This window comes from Boudabousia liubingyangii (genome assembly GCF_001907245.1).
GTDB lineage: Bacteria > Actinomycetota > Actinomycetes > Actinomycetales > Actinomycetaceae > Boudabousia > Boudabousia liubingyangii.
Window position 1 is genome coordinate 211,968 of the sequence record NZ_MQSU01000001.1, and the last position, 18,526, is coordinate 230,493.

At 59.6% G+C, this 18,526-nt stretch carries 16 protein-coding genes; 7 read left to right on the top strand and 9 right to left on the bottom strand.

The genetic code is table 11. The features are described from left to right. Positions 1–111: 111 nt before the first annotated feature. Positions 112–963, bottom strand: coding sequence for a CPBP family intramembrane glutamic endopeptidase (locus tag BSR28_RS01025; protein ID WP_073713066.1), 852 nt, complete (start codon positions 961–963; stop codon positions 112–114). A 229-nt stretch (positions 964–1,192) separates the two neighbouring features. Then, the gene (locus BSR28_RS01030) at positions 1,193–1,525 is read right to left on the bottom strand and encodes a hypothetical protein (protein ID WP_073713067.1); all 333 of its coding nucleotides are present in this window, start codon (positions 1,523–1,525) and stop codon (positions 1,193–1,195) included. 182 nt (positions 1,526–1,707) lie between these two features. On the opposite strand from BSR28_RS01030, the gene BSR28_RS01035 reads away from it, so the two are divergent. Together BSR28_RS01035 and BSR28_RS01040 are read left to right on the top strand one after the other, a co-directional pair. Then, a complete protein-coding gene (locus tag BSR28_RS01035) occupies positions 1,708–1,971 on the top strand; it encodes a DUF4235 domain-containing protein (RefSeq protein ID WP_073708540.1) in 264 nt (87 codons plus the stop codon). Between the two features lie 89 nt (positions 1,972–2,060). Next, complete coding sequence (locus BSR28_RS01040) at positions 2,061–4,424, top strand: (Fe-S)-binding protein (protein ID WP_083562822.1); 2,364 nt, start codon at positions 2,061–2,063, stop codon at positions 4,422–4,424. 132 nt (positions 4,425–4,556) lie between these two features. Here the strand turns inward: BSR28_RS01040 and BSR28_RS01045 are convergent, their stop codons facing one another. Both BSR28_RS01045 and dcd read right to left on the bottom strand, forming a co-directional pair. After that, on the bottom strand, positions 4,557–5,819 hold the full coding sequence (locus tag BSR28_RS01045) for a hypothetical protein (protein WP_073713069.1): 1,263 nt from the start codon (positions 5,817–5,819) through the stop codon (positions 4,557–4,559). Positions 5,820–5,822: 3 nt separating this feature from the next. Continuing rightward, positions 5,823–6,413 carry a dCTP deaminase gene (dcd, locus tag BSR28_RS01050; RefSeq protein WP_073708757.1) on the bottom strand — a complete coding sequence of 197 codons (591 nt, stop codon included), beginning with the start codon at positions 6,411–6,413 and terminating at the stop codon, positions 5,823–5,825. Between the two features lie 135 nt (positions 6,414–6,548). On the opposite strand from dcd, the gene BSR28_RS01055 reads away from it, so the two are divergent. From BSR28_RS01055 to BSR28_RS01075, 5 genes are all read left to right on the top strand, one after another. Then, positions 6,549–8,033, top strand: coding sequence for an MFS transporter (locus BSR28_RS01055; RefSeq protein WP_073713070.1), 1,485 nt, complete (start codon positions 6,549–6,551; stop codon positions 8,031–8,033). A 114-nt stretch (positions 8,034–8,147) separates the two neighbouring features. Beyond that, positions 8,148–9,677 (top strand): M81 family metallopeptidase, encoded by a 1,530-nt coding sequence (locus tag BSR28_RS01060; protein ID WP_073713071.1) that lies wholly within the window; start codon positions 8,148–8,150, stop codon positions 9,675–9,677. A 21-nt stretch (positions 9,678–9,698) separates the two neighbouring features. Continuing rightward, positions 9,699–11,624: a hypothetical protein gene (locus BSR28_RS01065; protein ID WP_143237525.1), complete on the top strand. Its 1,926-nt coding sequence runs from the start codon at positions 9,699–9,701 to the stop codon at positions 11,622–11,624. A gap of 63 nt (positions 11,625–11,687) precedes the next feature. After that, entirely contained in the window at positions 11,688–12,839 is a 1,152-nt protein-coding gene (locus tag BSR28_RS01070; protein ID WP_143237527.1) for a hypothetical protein, read from the top strand. Between the two features lie 33 nt (positions 12,840–12,872). Then, positions 12,873–13,706 carry a hypothetical protein gene (locus BSR28_RS01075; protein WP_073713074.1) on the top strand — a complete coding sequence of 278 codons (834 nt, stop codon included), beginning with the start codon at positions 12,873–12,875 and terminating at the stop codon, positions 13,704–13,706. A 1-nt stretch (position 13,707) separates the two neighbouring features. On the opposite strand, the gene BSR28_RS01080 is transcribed toward BSR28_RS01075, so the two are convergent. The 5 genes from BSR28_RS01080 to narJ form a co-directional block, all read right to left on the bottom strand. After that, positions 13,708–15,279 carry an ABC transporter permease gene (locus BSR28_RS01080; protein WP_073713075.1) on the bottom strand — a complete coding sequence of 524 codons (1,572 nt, stop codon included), beginning with the start codon at positions 15,277–15,279 and terminating at the stop codon, positions 13,708–13,710. A gap of 73 nt (positions 15,280–15,352) precedes the next feature. Then, positions 15,353–16,153, bottom strand: a complete 801-nt coding sequence (modA, locus tag BSR28_RS01085) for a molybdate ABC transporter substrate-binding protein (RefSeq protein WP_073713076.1) — start codon at positions 16,151–16,153, stop codon at positions 15,353–15,355. A gap of 115 nt (positions 16,154–16,268) precedes the next feature. Further along, on the bottom strand, positions 16,269–17,012 hold the full coding sequence (locus BSR28_RS01090; RefSeq protein WP_073713077.1) for an ArsR family transcriptional regulator: 744 nt from the start codon (positions 17,010–17,012) through the stop codon (positions 16,269–16,271). Positions 17,013–17,072: 60 nt separating this feature from the next. Then, complete coding sequence (gene narI, locus BSR28_RS01095; protein ID WP_073713078.1) at positions 17,073–17,846, bottom strand: respiratory nitrate reductase subunit gamma; 774 nt, start codon at positions 17,844–17,846, stop codon at positions 17,073–17,075. Between the two features lie 2 nt (positions 17,847–17,848). Next, complete coding sequence (narJ, locus tag BSR28_RS01100; RefSeq protein WP_083562824.1) at positions 17,849–18,526, bottom strand: nitrate reductase molybdenum cofactor assembly chaperone; 678 nt, start codon at positions 18,524–18,526, stop codon at positions 17,849–17,851.

The window sequence follows — 18,526 nt, forward strand, 5'->3', positions numbered from 1 at the left end:
AGGAACCTCCAAGGCCAGAAAAGGGGACGGACTGTGACTTGGGCCTAATTCTACTTTAGTTGGGGCAAAAAACGAAAGCCGGCCACCCCGAAGGATGACCGGCCAGAAGTTTCAGCGCTGGAAGCGGCTAACCACCACAATCCAGGCCACCGTGCCCATCACGATCTGCAGGGCCAGGTCGGCCTGCTGTAGTAGGTGCAGGTAGCTGTCACCGCCGGGTACGGACGGCATGACCACCACTAGGAAGTCCCACCACCAGTGCACCAAAATCACCGGCCATAGGCGGCGGCACAGGATCACGATCGGCGCGAAGGCCAGGCCGAATAGTAGGGTGCGCCAAAGCTGCGTGAAGATCGCGCCGGTAGCCATGCCGCCCAAGAAGTTCACGGCGTGCAGTAGAGAGAACAGGACGGCGCTCAGGAGCATCGCGGGGATGACACCTAGGGCGCGGGCGGTGCCGGAAAGCAGGACGCCACGGAAGATCGCTTCCTCGGCAAAACCAACTAGGGCCGTGAAAGCAAAGGCGATCACCATCGGCGCGGCCAGGGCCGAATCAGCCGTAGCCTGCGCGGCCACGTAACCCAGGAATAGGACCTCAAGGGCGATCCAGGGGGCCACCCAGATGAGGGCGGCGGAACCCGCCTGGGTGGGGGCGTTAAGATCGGCAACTACCGGAGTCTTGAAGCCCACCATTTTCAGGGCGATGGCCGCATAGAGGGCCAGGATCGTCATGAGGGGGAGGAAGTTGAACAGGAAGTTCGGGTCGTTAAAGTTCGTGTTAAAGACCAGCTGGGCGGTCACTAGGCTCAGGGCCATGAGGGCAATGTAACCCAGGGTCCAGGCCAGGGGCGGGAACCAGGAGGTCGGGGCGGTGGCGCCTAGGTGGTGGCCGGGGGTGCTGCCGTATTGGGTGCCGTATTGGGTGCCGGCCGAGTTAGGCTTGGGGAGTTTGGGGGCGTTCAATAAAGAAACCTTTCGTTCAGGAAGACTTGCGCGTTCCAGAAGGAGTGCGTTCCTTCAAGGACTGCGTGTCTTCAAGGACTGCGTACCTAAAAGGAGCGCGCGTTAAAACTTTGTCTTAAAAGCTGTGTGTCTGAATCAGAAAGTATTCTGACATAGGTAGACCGAACTTTTAGGTTTTTTCTTGTGAACTCTATCTATGTAAACGTTTGCAATGACGAAGGTAACAGCCTTAGTTACCCAGCCAGCGGATGTAGTCCATCATGCTGAAGAAGTCATCCGTCTCCAGCTGACGGCTAATCACGTACTCATGCGCGTAAGGACCCTCGGCCACGCGAAAACGGGTGGTCTGCATGATCTGGTCAAAGAGGTTGCGAGAGACCTTAAACGCGGAACGGGGGATTTCAGTCCAGTCGGATTCTTCCTCGGCCCGGACGAAGATCGTCTCATCGGGCATGATGGAGAAACGGAACTGACGCAGGTTTGCGGCGTCAACGGAAGTGTCTTCAGCTTCGAAACCGTTGGCAATGAACCCGCCAATGCGGCCTTCTTTATATCCAGTCATGCCATTTAAGATAACCCACAAGTCACTGTGTGCGCTACCACAGTTGCTGTTTTTGGTTGACGAGGTTGTTTTCCACACCCGAGCTTTTCCCCCGACCGAAAACATGAGCCGAAAGACACAGTTCCCGCCTACACGCTAAACTAGTGCCTAACTGTTAAAACTCGAGTTTCAAGGAGTCTTTCATGGACATCGCATGGAAAGTCACCAACGCTATCACCCTAGGTGTTGCCGCCTTGGCCGCCAACGTGGCCGTAAAGAAGATCTGGCAGGCCGCCACCGGTAACACTCCCCCGGCTCCGGGTGACGAGGAAGCCACCGCCCGTCTAGGTGAAGTCCTAGCTTTCGGCGCGATTTCCGGCCTTGCTATGGCTGCTGCTCGCCGTGGTGCAGTACGTACCGCTAACCGCTGGTACGGCGGTAAGAAGTTCAACTACCTAGAGGTCTGAGCATCTCTGCGCCTGCCGCTGTCGCCCTGTTCTTTGCCCTTGCGGGCACGCTAGTTGGGGCGATCAGCTTCGTTGCCGGCTGCCGCGTCATGTACCGGCAGTTCAGTTACGGCCAGAGCGCACCTGAGCGTCTAAAACCAGTAGGCTCACGCCTCTGGGTGACCATCGCACAAACCCTCACGCACCGTTCCTTCAAAGGACGCCCCGGGATTCGTGCTGCGCACTGGCTGGTGATGATCTCATTCCCGGTCCTCTTCTTCACCCTGCTGACCGGGTATGGACAGATCGTCAACCCCGGGTACCATCTACCCCTACTGGGTCACTTCCCACCCTACGAATGGCTAGTCGAATTCTTCGCCTGGGGTGGCCTACTTGGGATCCTACTGCTCTTCTGGGTTCGCCTACGCAATGGCGGGATCCTACCCTGGCGGAAAGCCGAGGTCGCCGAACTAGGTAACCGCACCGGCGACGCCACCGACCTGCCCAAGCGTTTCTTCGGATCGACCCGCTGGTGGGCGATCTTCGTTGAGGCAGTCATCCTGGTGATCGTCATCTGCGTGCTTTTGCTGCGCGGGCTGGAATACGCCTACCAGTACCAGCTGGCCGTTAGCAGTCCCGAGAGTGCCCCCACCTACCTACACTTCCCGCTGACCGCCTGGTACGGGCAGTTCTTCACCGGGCTGAGCGTTAAGGCCCTGACCTACAGCATTATGGGTGTGGCCGTGGTGAAGATTTTGATCTCTGCCGGGTGGCTGACCGTCGTGGGTCTGCAAACCCGCATGGGCATTGCCTGGCACCGCTTCCTGGCCTTCATTAACATTTATGCTCGCCGCGACCCCAAGGGCGGGAAAGCCCTGGGCGCACTAGAGCCCATCAAGGTCAACGGGCAAGACCTAACCCTAGATTCCCTTGAGGACCTGCCTGAGGATGCCTCCCTAGGTGTCCGCACCATCACCGACTTTACGTGGAAGGGTCTACTGGACTTCTCCACCTGCACCGAGTGCGGTCGCTGCCAGGAACTCTGCCCCGCCTGGGCTACTGGCAAGCCCCTATCCCCCAAGCTGTTCACCATTGCCCTGCGCGACCACCAGGTTTCCGCTGCGGCCTTCATGGAAGCCGCTGCCGCCCTGGAAGAACCCGAAGCTTCCCTGCTAGAAGCCGATGAGGTCGATGGGGCTCCCCTGTTGCCGCTAGAGCTGGCCCTCAAGAATGAGGCCGTGAGCCAGGAAGCCGGCACGGAGATCGGAGCGAGCGCTGAAGCTGGGACTGAGGCCGGAGCAGACACGGCCGAAACCCAGCCCGCCGCCTTCGAACTACCCGCTAACCTGCCCTTCCAGCCGCACACCGGTGACGTCCTCGGTGCGCTAATGGCAGCCGGGGCCGCGCCCTCGGAAGAAGGCGTAGCCCTACAGCACGCCCCACTAGTCCCCGAAGTCATCACCCCCGAAGCCCTGTGGGCCTGCACCACCTGTGGCGCCTGCGTGGAACAGTGCCCGGTCGACATTGAGCACGTGGACCACATTGTGGACCTGCGTCGCCACCAGGTACTCATGGAATCGGCCTTCCCGAAGGAACTGGCCGGGGTCTTCCGCAAGCTGGAAAAGAAACAAAACCCCTACGGTCAGGCACCCCGCAAACGCCTCGAATGGGCCAAACCGCTCGATTTCGAAGTGCCCGTCATTGGGGAAGACATGGAAGACGCCAGCGAACTGGACTACCTATTCTGGGTGGGCTGTGCCGGCGCCTACGATGACCAGGCCCAGAAGACCTCCCGCGCGGTCGCGACCCTACTGCACCTGGCGGACGTCAAGTTCGGGGTCCTAGGTTCGGGTGAAACCTGCACCGGTGATCCGGCCCGTCGCGCCGGCAATGAAATCCTGTTCCAGACCCTGGCCGCGGGTGCGGTTGAGACCCTCAATGAGGTCAAGGCCCAGAAGATCGTGGTGACTTGTGCGCACTGCTTCAACACCATCGCGAAGGAATTCCCGCAGTTGGGCGGTCACTATCAGGTACTGCACCATACTCAGTTGCTCAACCAGCTAGTGCGTGAAGGCCGACTAAAGCCCGTCCCGCCCAAGCCCGGCGAGCAGGACCCGCAGGCGATTACCTACCATGACCCGTGCTACCTGGGTCGACACAATCAGGTTTACGCTCCCCCACGTGAACTACTGGGTGCCACTGGCCTAGAACTACGCGAAATGCCCCGCAATCACGACCGAGCCATGTGCTGTGGCGGTGGCGGTGCCCGCGTGTGGATGGAAGAGCACGAGGGCGTTCAGATCGCCACCGCGCGCGTCACCGAAGCCCAAGAAACCGGTGCGCAAGTCGTGGCCACGGCCTGCCCGTTCTGTACCCAAATGCTGGGCTCGGCCCCCATGGGTCCAGACGCGCAACGCCCCGAAGTCAAAGACGTGTCGCTACTAATGCTCGAAGCCGTCGAGCGCGGCCAATAATACTTACCGGGAAACGGCATAATCTCGAAAACTGCAGCAAAAAGGCCGCGCGGCAAAATGCCAACGCGGCCTCAAGCACTAACAGCGGCCAGAAAGTCACCTAGCCAATAAGCGAGCTAACCAGAAAACCAGCTAGAAGGTCACCAGGAAGCCAGCGTCGTCAACGGCACTGCCACCTACCCGTGCCACTAGGTGCGCGGCAATCGCCTCCACCACCGTGGTGGCATTCATGCGCTCCACGCGCAGCGTCCGCGGGATTGAACGCAAGTACGCACGCTGCGGGTCCGACGGTTCCCAACGAACCTCATAGACCACGACCGGCCCCTGCGCCCAATCCTCCCAGCGCAAAGCCGCCGGCACTTCCACCTGGCTGAAAGTCTCAACCACGACCGCCGCACCATGCCCCACCGGGGCCGTCAGCAAGTACTCCTCACGGGAAGACTCAGTCCGCACACCCAAAGCCAGGGGCACACTACTGGGGATCTCCCCCTCGCGAGTGCCCGTCAAACCAGCCCGGTTCGAACCCTCCCTGGGGGTACTCAAAGCGATCCGGTCAAAAGCGGCCGCCGCCGCATTCAACTGCTCCAACTCTTCCGTGCTGATCCCCGCCTCTTCCAAGTGACGCAGCGCCACCCGGGAAGTCAAGGCCGCACCCAAAGAAGGCAAGTGTGTCATCGGGGCCTGCTTAGCCTCCTCGATGGCCTGCGCGCGGGAACCAAAAAGCTTCAACTGTGGCACCAAATCCCGCATGTCCTTAATCAGGTCCTCCGCGGGCAGCCAAGCGGGCGCATAAACGTACAGGTTCACGGCCGCATCCGGGTCCGGCTCATAAACCAGGCCCATATCAGAACGAACCCCGCCCCCTAGGCGGCGAGCAATCTCCACCAACTGGGCGACCGTCTCATACTCTTCACCCGCGGGCATCACGAACCTAAACAGTGGGTCCAGCGGGTCCTCGGGCGCGTCCGGGCTGATCGCCTCACGTTCACGCGGCAACTGCACCGTAAAGGCCGAGGCCGCATTCGCCGGCAGTTTCAAAGCCTGCCGGACCTGGCGGGTAACCTCCCACGGGCCCGTCAAAGTTACGTCCCCATACAGGCCCAAAATGCCGGGAGACAACCAACCGGCCTCATCCCACAGGCTCACGCACAGGGCCTCAACCTCATCCGGGGACACGTCCGCGGGGAAGAACAGCAGGTGACCGCCCGCCAACTGGGTGGGTAGGGCCTGACCGGCAAACCAGTCCGTGGCCAGGGTGTAAGTATCGGTAGCGCGACCAGCGAAGGCGGTGCCGTCCTCGTGAAGATGGAACGTGGCACCCTCGAAAGCAGGTTCAAGTGCTGCTGCTAGAACCGGGTCCAGGATGCCGTCGCGGTTAAAACTCTTCGCCGCCATCGGTCAGGAAAGATCCGACTCGGGGACCTCAATGCGGTGGAAACCGCGGTGCGAACGCGAAGCCGTCGGGCCGCGCTGCCCCTGATAGCGGGAGCCCGTAGCGCCCTGACCATAAGGCTTTTCCGCCGGGGAAGAAAGCTTAAAGAAGCACAGCTGGCCGATCTTCATGCCTGGGTACAGCAGGATCGGCATGGTCGCGGTGTTAGAAAGTTCTAGGGTGACGTGACCGGTGAAGCCCGGGTCAATAAAGCCCGCAGTGGAGTGGGTCAGCAGACCCAGACGTCCTAGGGAGGACTTGCCTTCTAGGCGGGCGGCAATGTCATCAGGCAGGGTGACCTTCTCAAAGGTGGCGCCTAGGACGAACTCGCCCGGGTGCAGCACGAAGGGCTTATCCCCCGCGTCCACTAGGTGCGTCAGGTCGGACTGTTCGGCGGCCGGGTCAATCACGGCATAGCGGTGATTATCAAAGAGGCGGAAGTAGCGGTCCAGGCGCACGTCAATGGAGGCCGGCTGGAGCATCTCCATGTCTAGGGGCTCTAGGCCAATGCGCTGGGCTTCTAACTGGGCACGAATATCACGATCTGAAAGCAGCATGCTCATATTGTGGCACTCTTTGGGGGCTAATGTGGGCTAAATGCGGGGCAGATTTGGGGCCGGTGGGGCGCGAAAATCCTCACAGGCGGGGCCCTGCGGGTCTTTCGGGCCGGCGAAAAGGGCTATTCTGATTTAATGCCCATGAATGAAACGAAGCCAGAAAACCTAGGCGGCACCAACCGTGCCGGCCAGCAGATCGACCCGTGGAAGGCGTTCTACGTCCTGCTAGCGGGCGGGTTCATGACCCTGCTGGATATCTCCATCGTGAACGTGGCGCTGCCATCCATCACGCTGAACCTGGGGGCGACCTCTTCCCAACTGCAGTGGATCGTGGCCTCATACTCTTTGGCTTTCGGACTCATGCTGGTGCCCGCCGGGCGCCTAGGTGACGTCTTTGGGCGCCGAAACCTATTCGCCATGGGCATCGGCGGGTTTACCGCCGCTTCGCTACTGTGTGGTGTGGCCACCAGTGCGAACGTGCTGATCCTGGCGCGCTTCATTCAAGGTGGTTTTGCCGCGGTCATCAGCCCGCAGGTGATGGGCCTGATTCAGCAGATGTTCCGCGGCCCGGACCGCGGGAAAGCCTTCGGGTTCAACGGGGCCTCCATTGGGGTTTCCACCGCCCTAGGCCCGGTCCTAGGTGGCCTGCTGGTCTCAGCCCTGCCGCTAGCTTGGGGCTGGCGTTCAATCTTCCTAATTAACGTACCCATTGGCCTGATCGTGGTGCCGCTGGCCATGCGGATGCTGCCCGCCCCCAGTGGGGAACGCCAGAAGATCCGCCTGGACCTGGTGGGCGTGATCCTCATGTCCCTGATTACCCTACTGGCCATGCTGCCCCTGATTATTGCCACCGAGCACGCCTCCCTAGAAGGTGCCCCCTGGTGGATGCTGGGCGTCGCCGTGGCCTGCTGGGTCGTATTCATGGCTTGGGAAATCCTACGGGACCGCGCCGGTCAAGTGGTGATCCTACCTCGGGCCCTAATGCGCACGCCCTCCTTCGTACTAGGTACCGCGATCGGTACCTGCTACTTCGTGGGCTTCTCTGGCTTCTTTGTCACCCTGACCCTGTACCTGCAAGACGGCCTAGGGTTCGCGCCGTGGCAGGCCGGCCTAATGCAGTTACCGTTCGCGGTCGGTGGGACGATCGCCGCGGCCTCGTCCGGAAAATTGCTGGCCCGCAAGGGACGCTCCCTGGTGATTATCGGGATCACCCTGTCCCTGTCCTGCATGGTCGCGCTGGACCTGACCGCGCACTTCGCGCCGCAGGGACAACTGTGGTGGCTGGTGCCGATCTTCTTCTTCATTGGCGGGCTGGGCAACGGTTCGACCATCTCCCCCAACCAGGCGCTGACCCTGTCGGATGTGCCCGTGGAGTCATCCTCCACCGCGGCGGCACTGCTGCAGGCCACGCAGCGAATCGGCACGACCCTGTCGATTGCCGCGCTGACCCTGGCGTTCTTCGTGACCCTGCCGTTGCCCCTGCGCGGGCAGGCCGCCAGCGAGCCCGGGCAGGTGGCGCTGTTCTCTGCCGGTTTCTCTAACGCGCTTCACGTTACCGAGGTCGCGATGCTGCTGGCTATCATCCTAGGCTTGGTGGATCGCTTCCGTCGTCGGCACTAAGGGCCCGGGTTCGTTCCTTCTTGTAGCGGGGCGGGAAAACTTTGGGCTCCTTTGGGGCTTTTAAGCGGCCCCCTAGGGGTGTCTTAGCCCACTTTTTGTGCTACTTTTTTAGGCATGATGCGCATTGTAGCCGGTGGCTTTCACATTGAATCCTCTACCTTTACGCCCTACATTTCCGGGACCGCAGATTTCACGGTTCGACGCGGGGCGGACCTAGCGGCCCGCTACCCGTGGATTGCCGATCAGCGCTTCGGGGAAGACCTAGAATGGGTGCCCATTGTGCACGCCGGTGCGCTACCTGGCGGCGTGGTCGACCGCGACTTCTACGATGCTTGGGAGGCCGAGTTCCTGACCGGCATTAAACGCGAACTACAATCCCCCGGCGGGGTCCAGGGTGTTCTACTGGATATTCACGGGGCCGCCAGCGTAGAAGGCATGATGGACGCCGAAGGCCAACTAGCGGTCAAACTGCGCGACCTAGTAGGCCCGGACGTGCGGATCTCCACCTCCATGGACCTGCACGGCAATGTCTCCCCCGACCTGTTCGAGTCCTGCGACCTGCTGACCTGCTACCGCACCGCCCCGCATATTGACTCCCCGGAAACCCGGGAACGCGCCGCGGAACTGCTAGTGCGGGCCCTGCGCACGGACCAGCCCATCTACCGGGCACGCGTAGCCGTGCCGATCCTGCTGCCCGGGGAAAAGACCTCTACCGTGGTGGAGCCCGGAAAGTCCCTCTACGGCATGATCAAGCCCCTGATCGCTGACTATGACCTGTGGGATGCGGCCATCTGGATGGGCTTCCCCTGGGCGGATCAGCCCCGCTGCCACGGGGTCGTGGTGGTCTCTGGCCAGGATCAGGCTGGCGTCCGCGCGGCCGCCGAAGAACTGGGGGCCGCTTTCTGGCGGGCCGGCACCGACTTTGATTTCGTAGGCCCCACCGCCCCCGTCGAGGACGCGATCACCGAAGCCCTGAACTCACCGCAGGCGCCGTTCTTCATTTCGGATACAGGCGATAACCCGGGGGCCGGCGGCTACGGTGATTCCCTGGCCTTATTGCGTCCCCTGTTTGCCGCCTGGGTGGCCGGGCCTAAGCGACCCTCGGTCCTATTTGCTTCCCTATTCGCACCCGATTTGGCACCCAGCTTGGAGCTGGGGCAAGAAGACGTTTTTGAGCTCTTCCAGGAATCTGACCCCTCCCAGCCGGCGCTACCCTTCCCGGCTCTGGTGGAGAAGGTTTGGGATGATGAGCGCGCGGGTCGCTGCGCGGTCCTTAGTGCCGTGACCCCGGTGAATGCGCAGCTGTTGGAGAGTGCCCAGCTGGGTGAGGTTCCGCCCACCTTCCGGGTGATTGTTACCGAAAAGCGCATGCAGTATGCGACGGAGGCGGATTTTGCGCGGGCGGGCTTCGCCGAGTTTACCGACCCGATGACCGATGAGCCTCTGGGTGTGGTGACCGTGAAGATTGGTTACCTAGAGCCCGATTTGGCGCAGGCTTCGAAGGGTTGGGTGATGGCCCTGAGCGAGGGCGCGGTCAACCAGGACCTGGTGTCTTTGGATTTCCGGGAGCTGTCCCACCCGCTGTTGCCCTTCGACCAGTTCGCGGGCGACCCGGATTTAAGTGCTCAGCTTCTGGAAAGCTGATTGGGTCGGTGAGGAAAGAAAATGACTAGATTGTTGAATCTACAGTTGCTTGATGATGCTCTGGATGGCGCCCGTTTGGTGTCCATGCCGCAGCGAACCCACCGTTTAGTTTTCTTCCCGGCTGGGAGTGCAAAAAGGTGGCAGGGGGATCCTAGGTTTGAGACTGCTGGGGTCTTCGTGGCATTCAATCGTCTTAGCGAGAAGAGCCCTTCTAGGATTGCCCGGGTGGCGGCTGCCGGCACCCCGAAACCTGGTAGTGACACGGGGGCTTTAAGTACGGCCCTGAGTAATCTGAAAATCAATAGCGAAGACCTAGTGTTGATTTCTAACTCTTCTCATGGTTTTAGCTCTAATGAGTTATTTGCTTTGGCCACGCTACTGGTCGATAAGCTTAAAGCTACCGGCAAGTACGATCAGGTACTGTTCCCCTATAGCGGGATCGACCATGATATCGAGTTCGAAAAACTTAGTATGAACGAGGTTGCGGAAGATGCCGCCTTGATGCTGGGTGCCATGGGTTTGAAGTTCCTACAGCCTTACCCGAAGGGTCCCCAACGTCAGCACTACCCGGACTCACTACCAACTTCTTTTGGGGTTAATGCTCGTTTCCAGCCAGCGGCACCGCAGCCGCCCAAGCCGAAAGCCGAAAAAGCGCAAGAATACCAACCGAAACGGCCCGACTCAGGACGGATCGACTTAGAACGGATCGATTCGCAACAGCCCCAAGCAAACCGTCAGCCGGTAGAACGGCCAGAAGTACCACGAACCGTACCTGCGTCCTCGGCACCAGAAATCCCGGCTCCTCCCAAGCCACAGTCGAACCCCATACCAGAGCGAGGTTTGGGTCAGTTACCGGCAACTACCGCGCCGAAGCCGGTGGAGCCGGTTCGTACCAAGCCAGATTCATTCATCCCCGAGACCGGTTACGTTCCCCCGCAGGCACCCAGAACCTTAGCGAGACCAGGAATTGGTTCCGCCCTGAAAAAGGCAAGTGCCGAGGCTGCCCGAAGCGCCAAATTCTTAGAAGAGGCAGACCGAGAACAGTCGCCCACCCCGACTTTCCTCCGTGACGAGCCTCGACCCGCAACCCCACCAGCGGCCTCGACTACCTACTCTCAACCGAAGCTAGTAGAGGCGGACCCGAATATTAAGCTTCACTTCGAAATGTCAGAACTTGATGTTTCCGCGAAGGTCGACCTGACTGAAGCAGGCTGGATCATTCGTGCCGGTAGCCAACTGTCATATAAAGAACCAACCACCCGAAATTCGAAAAGGCTACGGGGAAAGTTCTCAGATAAGATCACCGATCACTTCTACGTCACTGAGGAGATTACTCTGCCGGGGCAGCTCACTCCCCATACCGTGGCTGCTTTCGTGGCCGGATCTACCAGTGAGGGTCTAAACGGTTTGGTTTCTCAAGTCGGAAAAACCTTACGTGCGTACTTCGTTGACGGTTATTTCTATCAGAATCAAACCCAGCCGGCTCCCAAGACCGTACAGCACCGCAATGAGGTGTATACCCGGATTGGACAGCAGCTTGAAGGATCACCGTATTCCAACCTGCTACTGCTGGAACTACCCAGTGCTTCCCGCTATGCCGCTCCCCTTACTTTCACCATGAAACTGGGCGATGGTATTACCGCGTCACTGCGCTATTACGAGGACTGCTGGGTACTAGAGCGTGGTTCGGTCCTGTCCCCCGATATTAGTACTTCCGCTCCCGGGTTTGTTAAAGATCTACGCACCCGCTTAGGGCTTGCCGACGTCAACTCCCGGATCTTGACCACGGACCTGATCTTCAGCCCCCGCATTCACGATATTGCGATCGCTGGTTTCGTGGCCGGACGTAGTCGCACCAACCAGGATGACTGGCACGATGCGCGGAATGTTTCTTACCAAACCCACATTGCTGCGGGCCGCATTAAGCCCTATAAAGAGAAGGATTAGCCACCATTTATTGTGGTAGAATTCATAGTTAAGCACTGGAGTCTACCTACGGGAGGCCACCCGATGAACGAAAAATGGGAATCACGAGTGCTACACCTAGCACTCAAAAGCGACCTAGTCACGGACGGGCAAGTCTCCACGCTGAAACAAAAAATCCACGACCTAGCCAATAGCGTCCCCGACCCGGAAGATACCTATGGCGCCCCCGAAAAGGTCGCGTACGAGGTAGTGCGCGAACTAAACCGCGGTAGTCGCGTTTTCCCCGGGAAGGACTATGCGTCCTCGTACAGTAAGTACCGGCTTACCGCCCTACTGGGCCTGATTTTTGCGCTCCTCCTGACCTACCGCGCCTACACGGCCGGGCCGCGCGAAACCGGGAACCTACCCATGTACGTGTTCATCATGGCCGTAACTTTTGGGGTTTTCTGGGCTAGCGAGGGCGCCACACTGGGTTCTCGCAAAACCATCTGGAAGGGCCTGGGCGTGACCGTCCTGGGGTTGGTCCTGATTGTCCTGCCCTTTACGGTTAGTCTCTTCCAGAAAGTACCCGATAATGTCTGGATTTGGGGCGGCATTAGCATTGTCATGTTCGCGGTTATCGCACTGATTATGAACCTGAAGCCGCAGCCGGCAGACCCGCCCGCTAATGAGGACTGGTACGGGGATCTGAACACGCTGCTGTTACTGCGCTACTACCTGCGTCGGGGCGAGCGAATCCGCCTAATTGCCGAAGCGAAGGCGGCAGGTGGGGAGCAACCTCGGGAAACCTTGGGATACCCCTTGGGTTACGTCAAGGACCTGCAGCTTAAACACCGGGAACTGCTGGATCGCAAAGAGCGGCTAGACAGTGCCATCACCAATGCGATCCTGCTGCCCTTCCTAATCTTGGCCCTGGGGATCCTAGGTTCGGAACTGTATACCGACGGCAACCTGAGCACCTGGCATTGGGTCCTATTTGTGATTGTCGCTCTGGGTTGCTTGGCTTACCTAGTGGCTGGGCTGATGTGGATCAAAGACCGCTACGGGGTCAAGCGCGTCCAGGACTCAAAGGAGGCCGTAAAGCTCAAGACCCTGCCGGACCCAGCTGCCGAAAGTGAGGAGCGTTCCGGCGGCAGTGAACTGGCCACGGGGTATTCGGTTCATGCCGCGGAAGACGCTGAACCCGAGGAAACGCTTCCCCACTCACCCACCCACACCACCCCAAAAGATAGTTAGTCAGCTAGCTACTTAATTAGGAAGTGCACGCTAATGTCTGAACTCAACGGTTACGGGCAAGACCAAGAGGAAACTCCCCCACATCCGGCGATTGTGGCCGCGCGGGAAGCAGAAAAGTACGGTTACGGGCCAGCCCGCTGGGCCAGCGCCCTAGTAGTGCTGGCGGCCATGCTGATCCTGATCACGGTCAAAGCATTCTTCAATACGGGCCTGACCGGCTCCACCCCGCTTAGCGCCAAGGGCACCACAATCTTCCTGCTGATAGTCATTGGCATAACCCTAAGCAGTGGTTACGGTTCCCTAGGTAAGTTCCTGCAGGCAGTTGCCAGCCTAAGCGTCGGAATCGTCTTGGTCGTACTGGCGGCCTTCTACGTTCCCGAATACCAGTTCCAAATGCCCAACTGGTTACTGGCCGCCGACGCTGCCGTCCTGGCGGTTTTGGGCTGGAAAACCAGCACCCTGGAGCCCCTTCCGCATCGCCGAGTTCGCGCCGAAGTCTGGTACCGTCGCCTATACAGTCACCTGCGCTGGACCTACTACCTGCCACGGACCACCGCAAAAGAATGGCTAACCAAAACCTATCAGGACGGAAAAGAAGACCCCCAAAAGGAGCTGGGCTCCCCCACGCTCTACGCCGCCCAAATGATTAGCGAAAAGCCCAGCTGGTGGGAGCGTCGCCAACGCATCAACTACTGGGTCTCCCGCCCCTTCCTACTGCTGCTCACTTTGCTTTTCATGTACCTACCCTTTGGGATTCGGCATCAGGGCGAGGAAGTCCACCTAGGGATCTGGTTACTAGCCGGGCTCAGTCTGCTGATCTTCCTGGGCGTCCTTTACGGGATGGTCAAGCGCTTCCGGGAGCGCTAAATCACTGGCCCCAGGCCACGGAGAGGCGCGCCTGACGCGGGTCCCCACCAGCCTTCGACAATAGCTCCAGCGCGGTCCCCTGCGCGTAAACCTGCCCGGACTTCAGCACGGTCATCCAGTCGGCCAGCTCCAGCACATCCTGCGGGTTATGCGTAATCAGCAGGGTCGTGGCCCCCAACTGCTCAAGGATCTTCCGCAGCAGGGAGCGGGCCGAGGCCGCGGCGGACTCATCCATGGCCGACAGGGGCTCATCCAACAGCACCAGTTGCGGGGCCTGTGACGCCAAACGCGCCAAAGCCACGCGCTGCTTCTCTCCCCCAGACAGGGCCGAAGGATAACGCTCCGCTAGGTGGTCACAACCCACCCACAGCAGGGCCGACTTCACCAGTTCCGCCCGCTGCTTCTGGGAGAGTTCTTTACGAGTATGACGCAGCGCGAAATCAATATTCTTCGCGCAAGAAAAATGCGGGAACAGGATTGGCGACTGCTCTAGGACACCCACCGTGGCTCCCTGCAGATCCACCTGCCCTTGGAAGGGCAAGGTCCCACTCAGTGCCGAAAGCAGCGTCGACTTGCCGGCCCCGTTCGGGCCCACAATCGCCGTAATCTTCCCCGCCGGGAAGGTCGACTTAATGGCCACCTGACGCTCTGGAACCTGCAGGTCCACGCTCACCTCAGGCGCGGCACCCGCAGAAGGAAGATGCGTCAGATCAGGTTCCTGAATCTGCTCCGACTTGGTCTTTTGGAAACGACCCCGCGGCTTACCCGCATTCCGGCCCGAAAGCATCGCGGCACTACCCAGTAGTAGCGCCAAAATGATCAGTACCAAAGACAGGGCCAGTGCCTGCCCGGTATCGTCCTCGCGCAGTAGGTAAATATCCAGCGGAATAGTCCGCGTAACACCCTGCAAAGAACCCGCAAAGGTCAGGGTGGCCCCGAACTCACCCAGTGCCCGAGCAAAAGCCAGAGCCGCCGCCGAGGCCAACGCCGGCCTAGCCAACGGCAGAGTAATCTTCCAAAAGATCGTGCTGGAAGGTGCCCCCAGTGTCCGAGCCTGACGCTCATACTTATCACCCGAAGCGCGCAGGGCGGACTCAAAAGAAGCGAAGAAGAACGGTAGCGCCACGAAAGTCTGGGCCATCACCACGGCCACGGAAGTGAAAGCGACGCGCACCCCGAATAGGTCCAGGTACTGCCCCAGTAGCCCGTAGCGGCCCCAGGTTTGCAGTAGCACCAGGCCGGCCACCACGGGCGGTAGCACCATGGGTAGGCGCAGCAGGCCCCGAATGGCCTTCGCGATCGCCGTCCGAGTCTTATGCTGCGGGTTTTGCCGCGCGCACCAGATTGCCAGCGGGGCCCCAAACACCACGCAGGCCAAGGTGGCCACGGAACAGGTCCAGATGGACAGCCACAGTGCGTCCCGGGACGAGGGCGCGGTCAGCAACTCCCAGATACTGCCCCACGGTAGTCGCAGTAGTAGCGCCACGATGGGGATGACCAAAAAGGCCACCCCGATTACCGCCAGTGGGATCATCCACCAGGGAACCGGAGTGCCTTCAGTATGTCGTTTCACGTCGAGTCAGCTCTAACTATGCGTGCTTCTAACGATTGGTTCTAGCTTCGTTCTGCTATCTGAGCGCTTGGGCTCAGGGCTTCATGAAGCCGGCTTTTTCTAGCAGCGCCTGGCCCTCATCAGAGAGCACTGCCTTCACGAAGTCTTCAGCTAGTTCCTTGTTCTTGGCTTCCTTCACAACCGCGATCGGGTACTTGTTGACGATCTCGTTAGCAGCCGGCAGGTCAATGATTTCCACGTTCTTTGCCGAGGCCGCATCGGTCTTGTAAACCAGGCCCGCGTCCGCGTCACCGGATTCCACCTTGGCGCGAACGTCGGTTACCTTGTTTTCTTCCGAGGCAGGCTTTAGGGTGACGCCGGCAGCCTTTTCTAGCTTCTTGGTAGCGCTACCGCAGGGGACGCGCTCCTGGCAGACCACTAGGCGGGCGTTATCTAGGCTCTCATTTAGGCCGGTTACCTTAGCCGGGTTACCTTTGGGGACAATCATGGTTAGGGTGTTGGCGGTGAAGTCCTTCGGGTCGCCCACCAGGTTGGCTTCTAGGGCCTTCTTCATGACCTTCTGGTTGGCGGTCGCGAGCACGTCTGCGGGGGCGCCAGCCTTGAGTTGGTCTAGCAGGGTGGAGGAGCCTTCAAAAGAGAACTTGACCTCTACGCCCGGGTGGGACTTCTGGAAGACATCCTTGTCAATGTCCTTGAAGACCTGGTGTAGTGAAGCGGCAGCGAAGACGGTAACGCTCTTACCGGTGCTTTCAGCAGTGGACTGGGTTTCGGTGGTATTTGAGTCAGCGGTCTTGGTGGCCTCAGAGCTGCAGGCACCCAAGGACAGGGCGGCAGCGGCGGCTACGGCCAAGACGGAAGCAAGTTTGCGGTTCATAGTAATCCCTCTTTACTAAGATTCGGTCGTATTTTCGATTATTTTCTGACTAGGATTCAGGCGGGCGAAAACGAAGATTCGTCAGTGAGAATCCGACATGTTTTTAGCTAGGTGTTTAAACCTGGATCGAAGCGGTGGGCTCTAGCTCCGGACCGTGGAGCCGCAAACGGCTGTACCCTTCCTTTGGCACTGCGACTAGGGAGGCGCGGATCTGGCCATGCGTGACCACACGCATGATTTCATCAAGAAATGCCCAGTAAAGGTTAAGTTGGTAGGTGTCGACCTCTCTTTCTTCACCCCAGACCGGACAAGTCAACAGGATCATCTCTTGCGGTGACTGCGTAGTACGCGCAGAAAACCCTAGGGACGAAAGAAATATCCGGACCTTCGACAAGTGCAACTCTAGCGCAGATTCAGGTGCTTTGGGGTCAATCTGGGCATGAGTAGGCAAAACCTCGTGCGCGAAAAGCTCACCGGCCCACTCGCGACCAAACTCGGCCGCCAAAATATCAATCTCAATGCCGCGACGCTCCAGCACCTTCTTCACCGCGCTAGAACGGTAAGTAGCCAAATTGTCAACGATTTCAAAAGAAGCGGGGACGGCCGGCTCGTAATACCAGACCGGGCGACCTCGTCCCCCATTCTTCTGCCTAGAACGCTTAACCTGGCCCTTTTCGCACAGAACCTCAAGATGCTCCCGCAAAGTATTGGGGTGCATCTTGAGGTGTTCAGAAAGTTGCTGTACGGACTGCGGGCGCAGCTGCTCTGCTAGCGCACTCAGCACCTGGTACTGGGTAGAAGTCAGAGCAGCCAGCTCACGAAGAGCCTGATAAGAGCGGCCTACAGCTATCTGTGTCATGTTCGTAAAATTCCGATGATCTAAGCGGAGGGTCCCTCTCTTACCCACCAGAATACTGGATTAGGCGCCGGAAGGTCGAGCCCCGCCAGTGTAGTAATCGTCCGAGGAACGATCCACGGGCTGCCAACCGGACGGAGTCGGGGTGGTGCCAGTGGCGGCCTCGCGCGAACGGTAAACCACGTACGGGCGGGTCATGTAACCAACCGGAGCGGAAACCACGTGCACTAGACGAGTGAAAGGCCAAACCGCAAACAGTAGGAAACCAGCCACAATGTGCATCTTGAAGGTCAGGGGCACATCAGCCATCAGGGCCGGATCCGGCTGCAACATGAACAGTGAGCGGAACCAGGGGCCAATGGTTTCACGGTAATCGTAGCCACCAGGCTGACCGAAGATCTGGTTCATGGTGGTCGCGGTCGCGCCCAAGCAGATCGGGATCAGTAGCAGCACGTACATGATCTTGTCATTGCGGCTGGTAGCCAGGCGCACGGACTTGATCACGAAGCGACGGTACAGCAGACCGATCAGACCAAGGATGGTCATGATGCCGGCGATGGTACCGCCAATGGTGGCCACTAGGTGGTAAGAGTGCTCGCTGACGCCCATGGCGTTAGTGACAGCCTTCGGGAACACTAGGCCCATGATGTGGCCAACGCCCACGAAGATAATGCCCAAGTGGAACAGCGGGGAGGAGATCCGCAAGATCTTCGATTCGTACATCTGGCTAGAACGGGAGGTCCAACCGAACTGGTCGGTCTTCCAACGCCAGATCATGCCGCCAATCAGTAGAGTCAGGCAGATGTAGGGGAAGGCAACCCAAAGAAAGAATTCCATTGTTATGCTCCTGGGATTGAAGTCGGGAAGGGTAGGTCTTCATTACCCACAAGCTCTGCCGGTGGGCCTTGGCGGATCAGTTTCTGGTACAGATCCATGGTTTGGTCATCGATGGGTCCCAGCACGGCACACACGTTTTCCAAGATCGGGGTCCACGGGGCACCCAACTGGCCCAGGGCCGCACGCAAGACCTCAAGGCCTTCACGGTAGGCGGGCAGTAGGTGCTTAACCGCCGGGTCGTCACTGCGGGCGCACAGTTCCAGCACTACCGGCAGGTAGTCCGGGAGCTCATTGCCCTGTAGTTCAAAACCAGCGGCCTTAAGTAGTTCCTGGAAAGTGAGGATAGCCGCGCCGCGTCCTCGGGTATCCCCGACCGCGTAGTAGGTCAGGTAGGGGGCGCAGCGACGCTTCTGGTCGAAGGTGTCCACGTACTGGGCTTCGACCTCGCTCTGCGGGACCGACTGGGCCCAGTTGCAGAACTCTAGGAAGCGACCCGAAATGGGTTCGGGTAGGACCGTGACGGCCTGGCTGACCTGGTTGAGGCGCTCGGCCCAGTCTGCCTTCGGGTAATCCAAAAGCAGGCTGGCGGCCATGTAAACCACTGAACGTTCCCCGTCGGTGACCTCAACCGGGGTGACCGGTTCAGCCGGGTGGGAACGCAAGAAATTTACGTATTTCAT

Coding starts and splice junctions, on each gene's coding strand:
- BSR28_RS01030 (WP_073713067.1), bottom strand. CDS start 1,525: ATGACTGGATATAAAGAAGGCCGCATTGGCGGGTTCATTGCCAACGGT.
- BSR28_RS01035 (WP_073708540.1), top strand. CDS start 1,708: ATGGACATCGCATGGAAAGTCACCAACGCTATCACCCTAGGTGTTGCC.
- BSR28_RS01040 (WP_083562822.1), top strand. CDS start 2,061: ATGTACCGGCAGTTCAGTTACGGCCAGAGCGCACCTGAGCGTCTAAAA.
- BSR28_RS01045 (WP_073713069.1), bottom strand. CDS start 5,819: ATGGCGGCGAAGAGTTTTAACCGCGACGGCATCCTGGACCCGGTTCTA.
- dcd (WP_073708757.1), bottom strand. CDS start 6,413: ATGCTGCTTTCAGATCGTGATATTCGTGCCCAGTTAGAAGCCCAGCGC.
- BSR28_RS01055 (WP_073713070.1), top strand. CDS start 6,549: ATGCCCATGAATGAAACGAAGCCAGAAAACCTAGGCGGCACCAACCGT.
- BSR28_RS01060 (WP_073713071.1), top strand. CDS start 8,148: ATGATGCGCATTGTAGCCGGTGGCTTTCACATTGAATCCTCTACCTTT.
- BSR28_RS01065 (WP_143237525.1), top strand. CDS start 9,699: ATGACTAGATTGTTGAATCTACAGTTGCTTGATGATGCTCTGGATGGC.
- BSR28_RS01070 (WP_143237527.1), top strand. CDS start 11,688: ATGAACGAAAAATGGGAATCACGAGTGCTACACCTAGCACTCAAAAGC.
- BSR28_RS01075 (WP_073713074.1), top strand. CDS start 12,873: ATGTCTGAACTCAACGGTTACGGGCAAGACCAAGAGGAAACTCCCCCA.
- modA (WP_073713076.1), bottom strand. CDS start 16,153: ATGAACCGCAAACTTGCTTCCGTCTTGGCCGTAGCCGCCGCTGCCGCC.
- BSR28_RS01090 (WP_073713077.1), bottom strand. CDS start 17,012: ATGACACAGATAGCTGTAGGCCGCTCTTATCAGGCTCTTCGTGAGCTG.
- narI (WP_073713078.1), bottom strand. CDS start 17,846: ATGGAATTCTTTCTTTGGGTTGCCTTCCCCTACATCTGCCTGACTCTA.
- narJ (WP_083562824.1), bottom strand. CDS start 18,526: ATGAAATACGTAAATTTCTTGCGTTCCCACCCGGCTGAACCGGTCACC.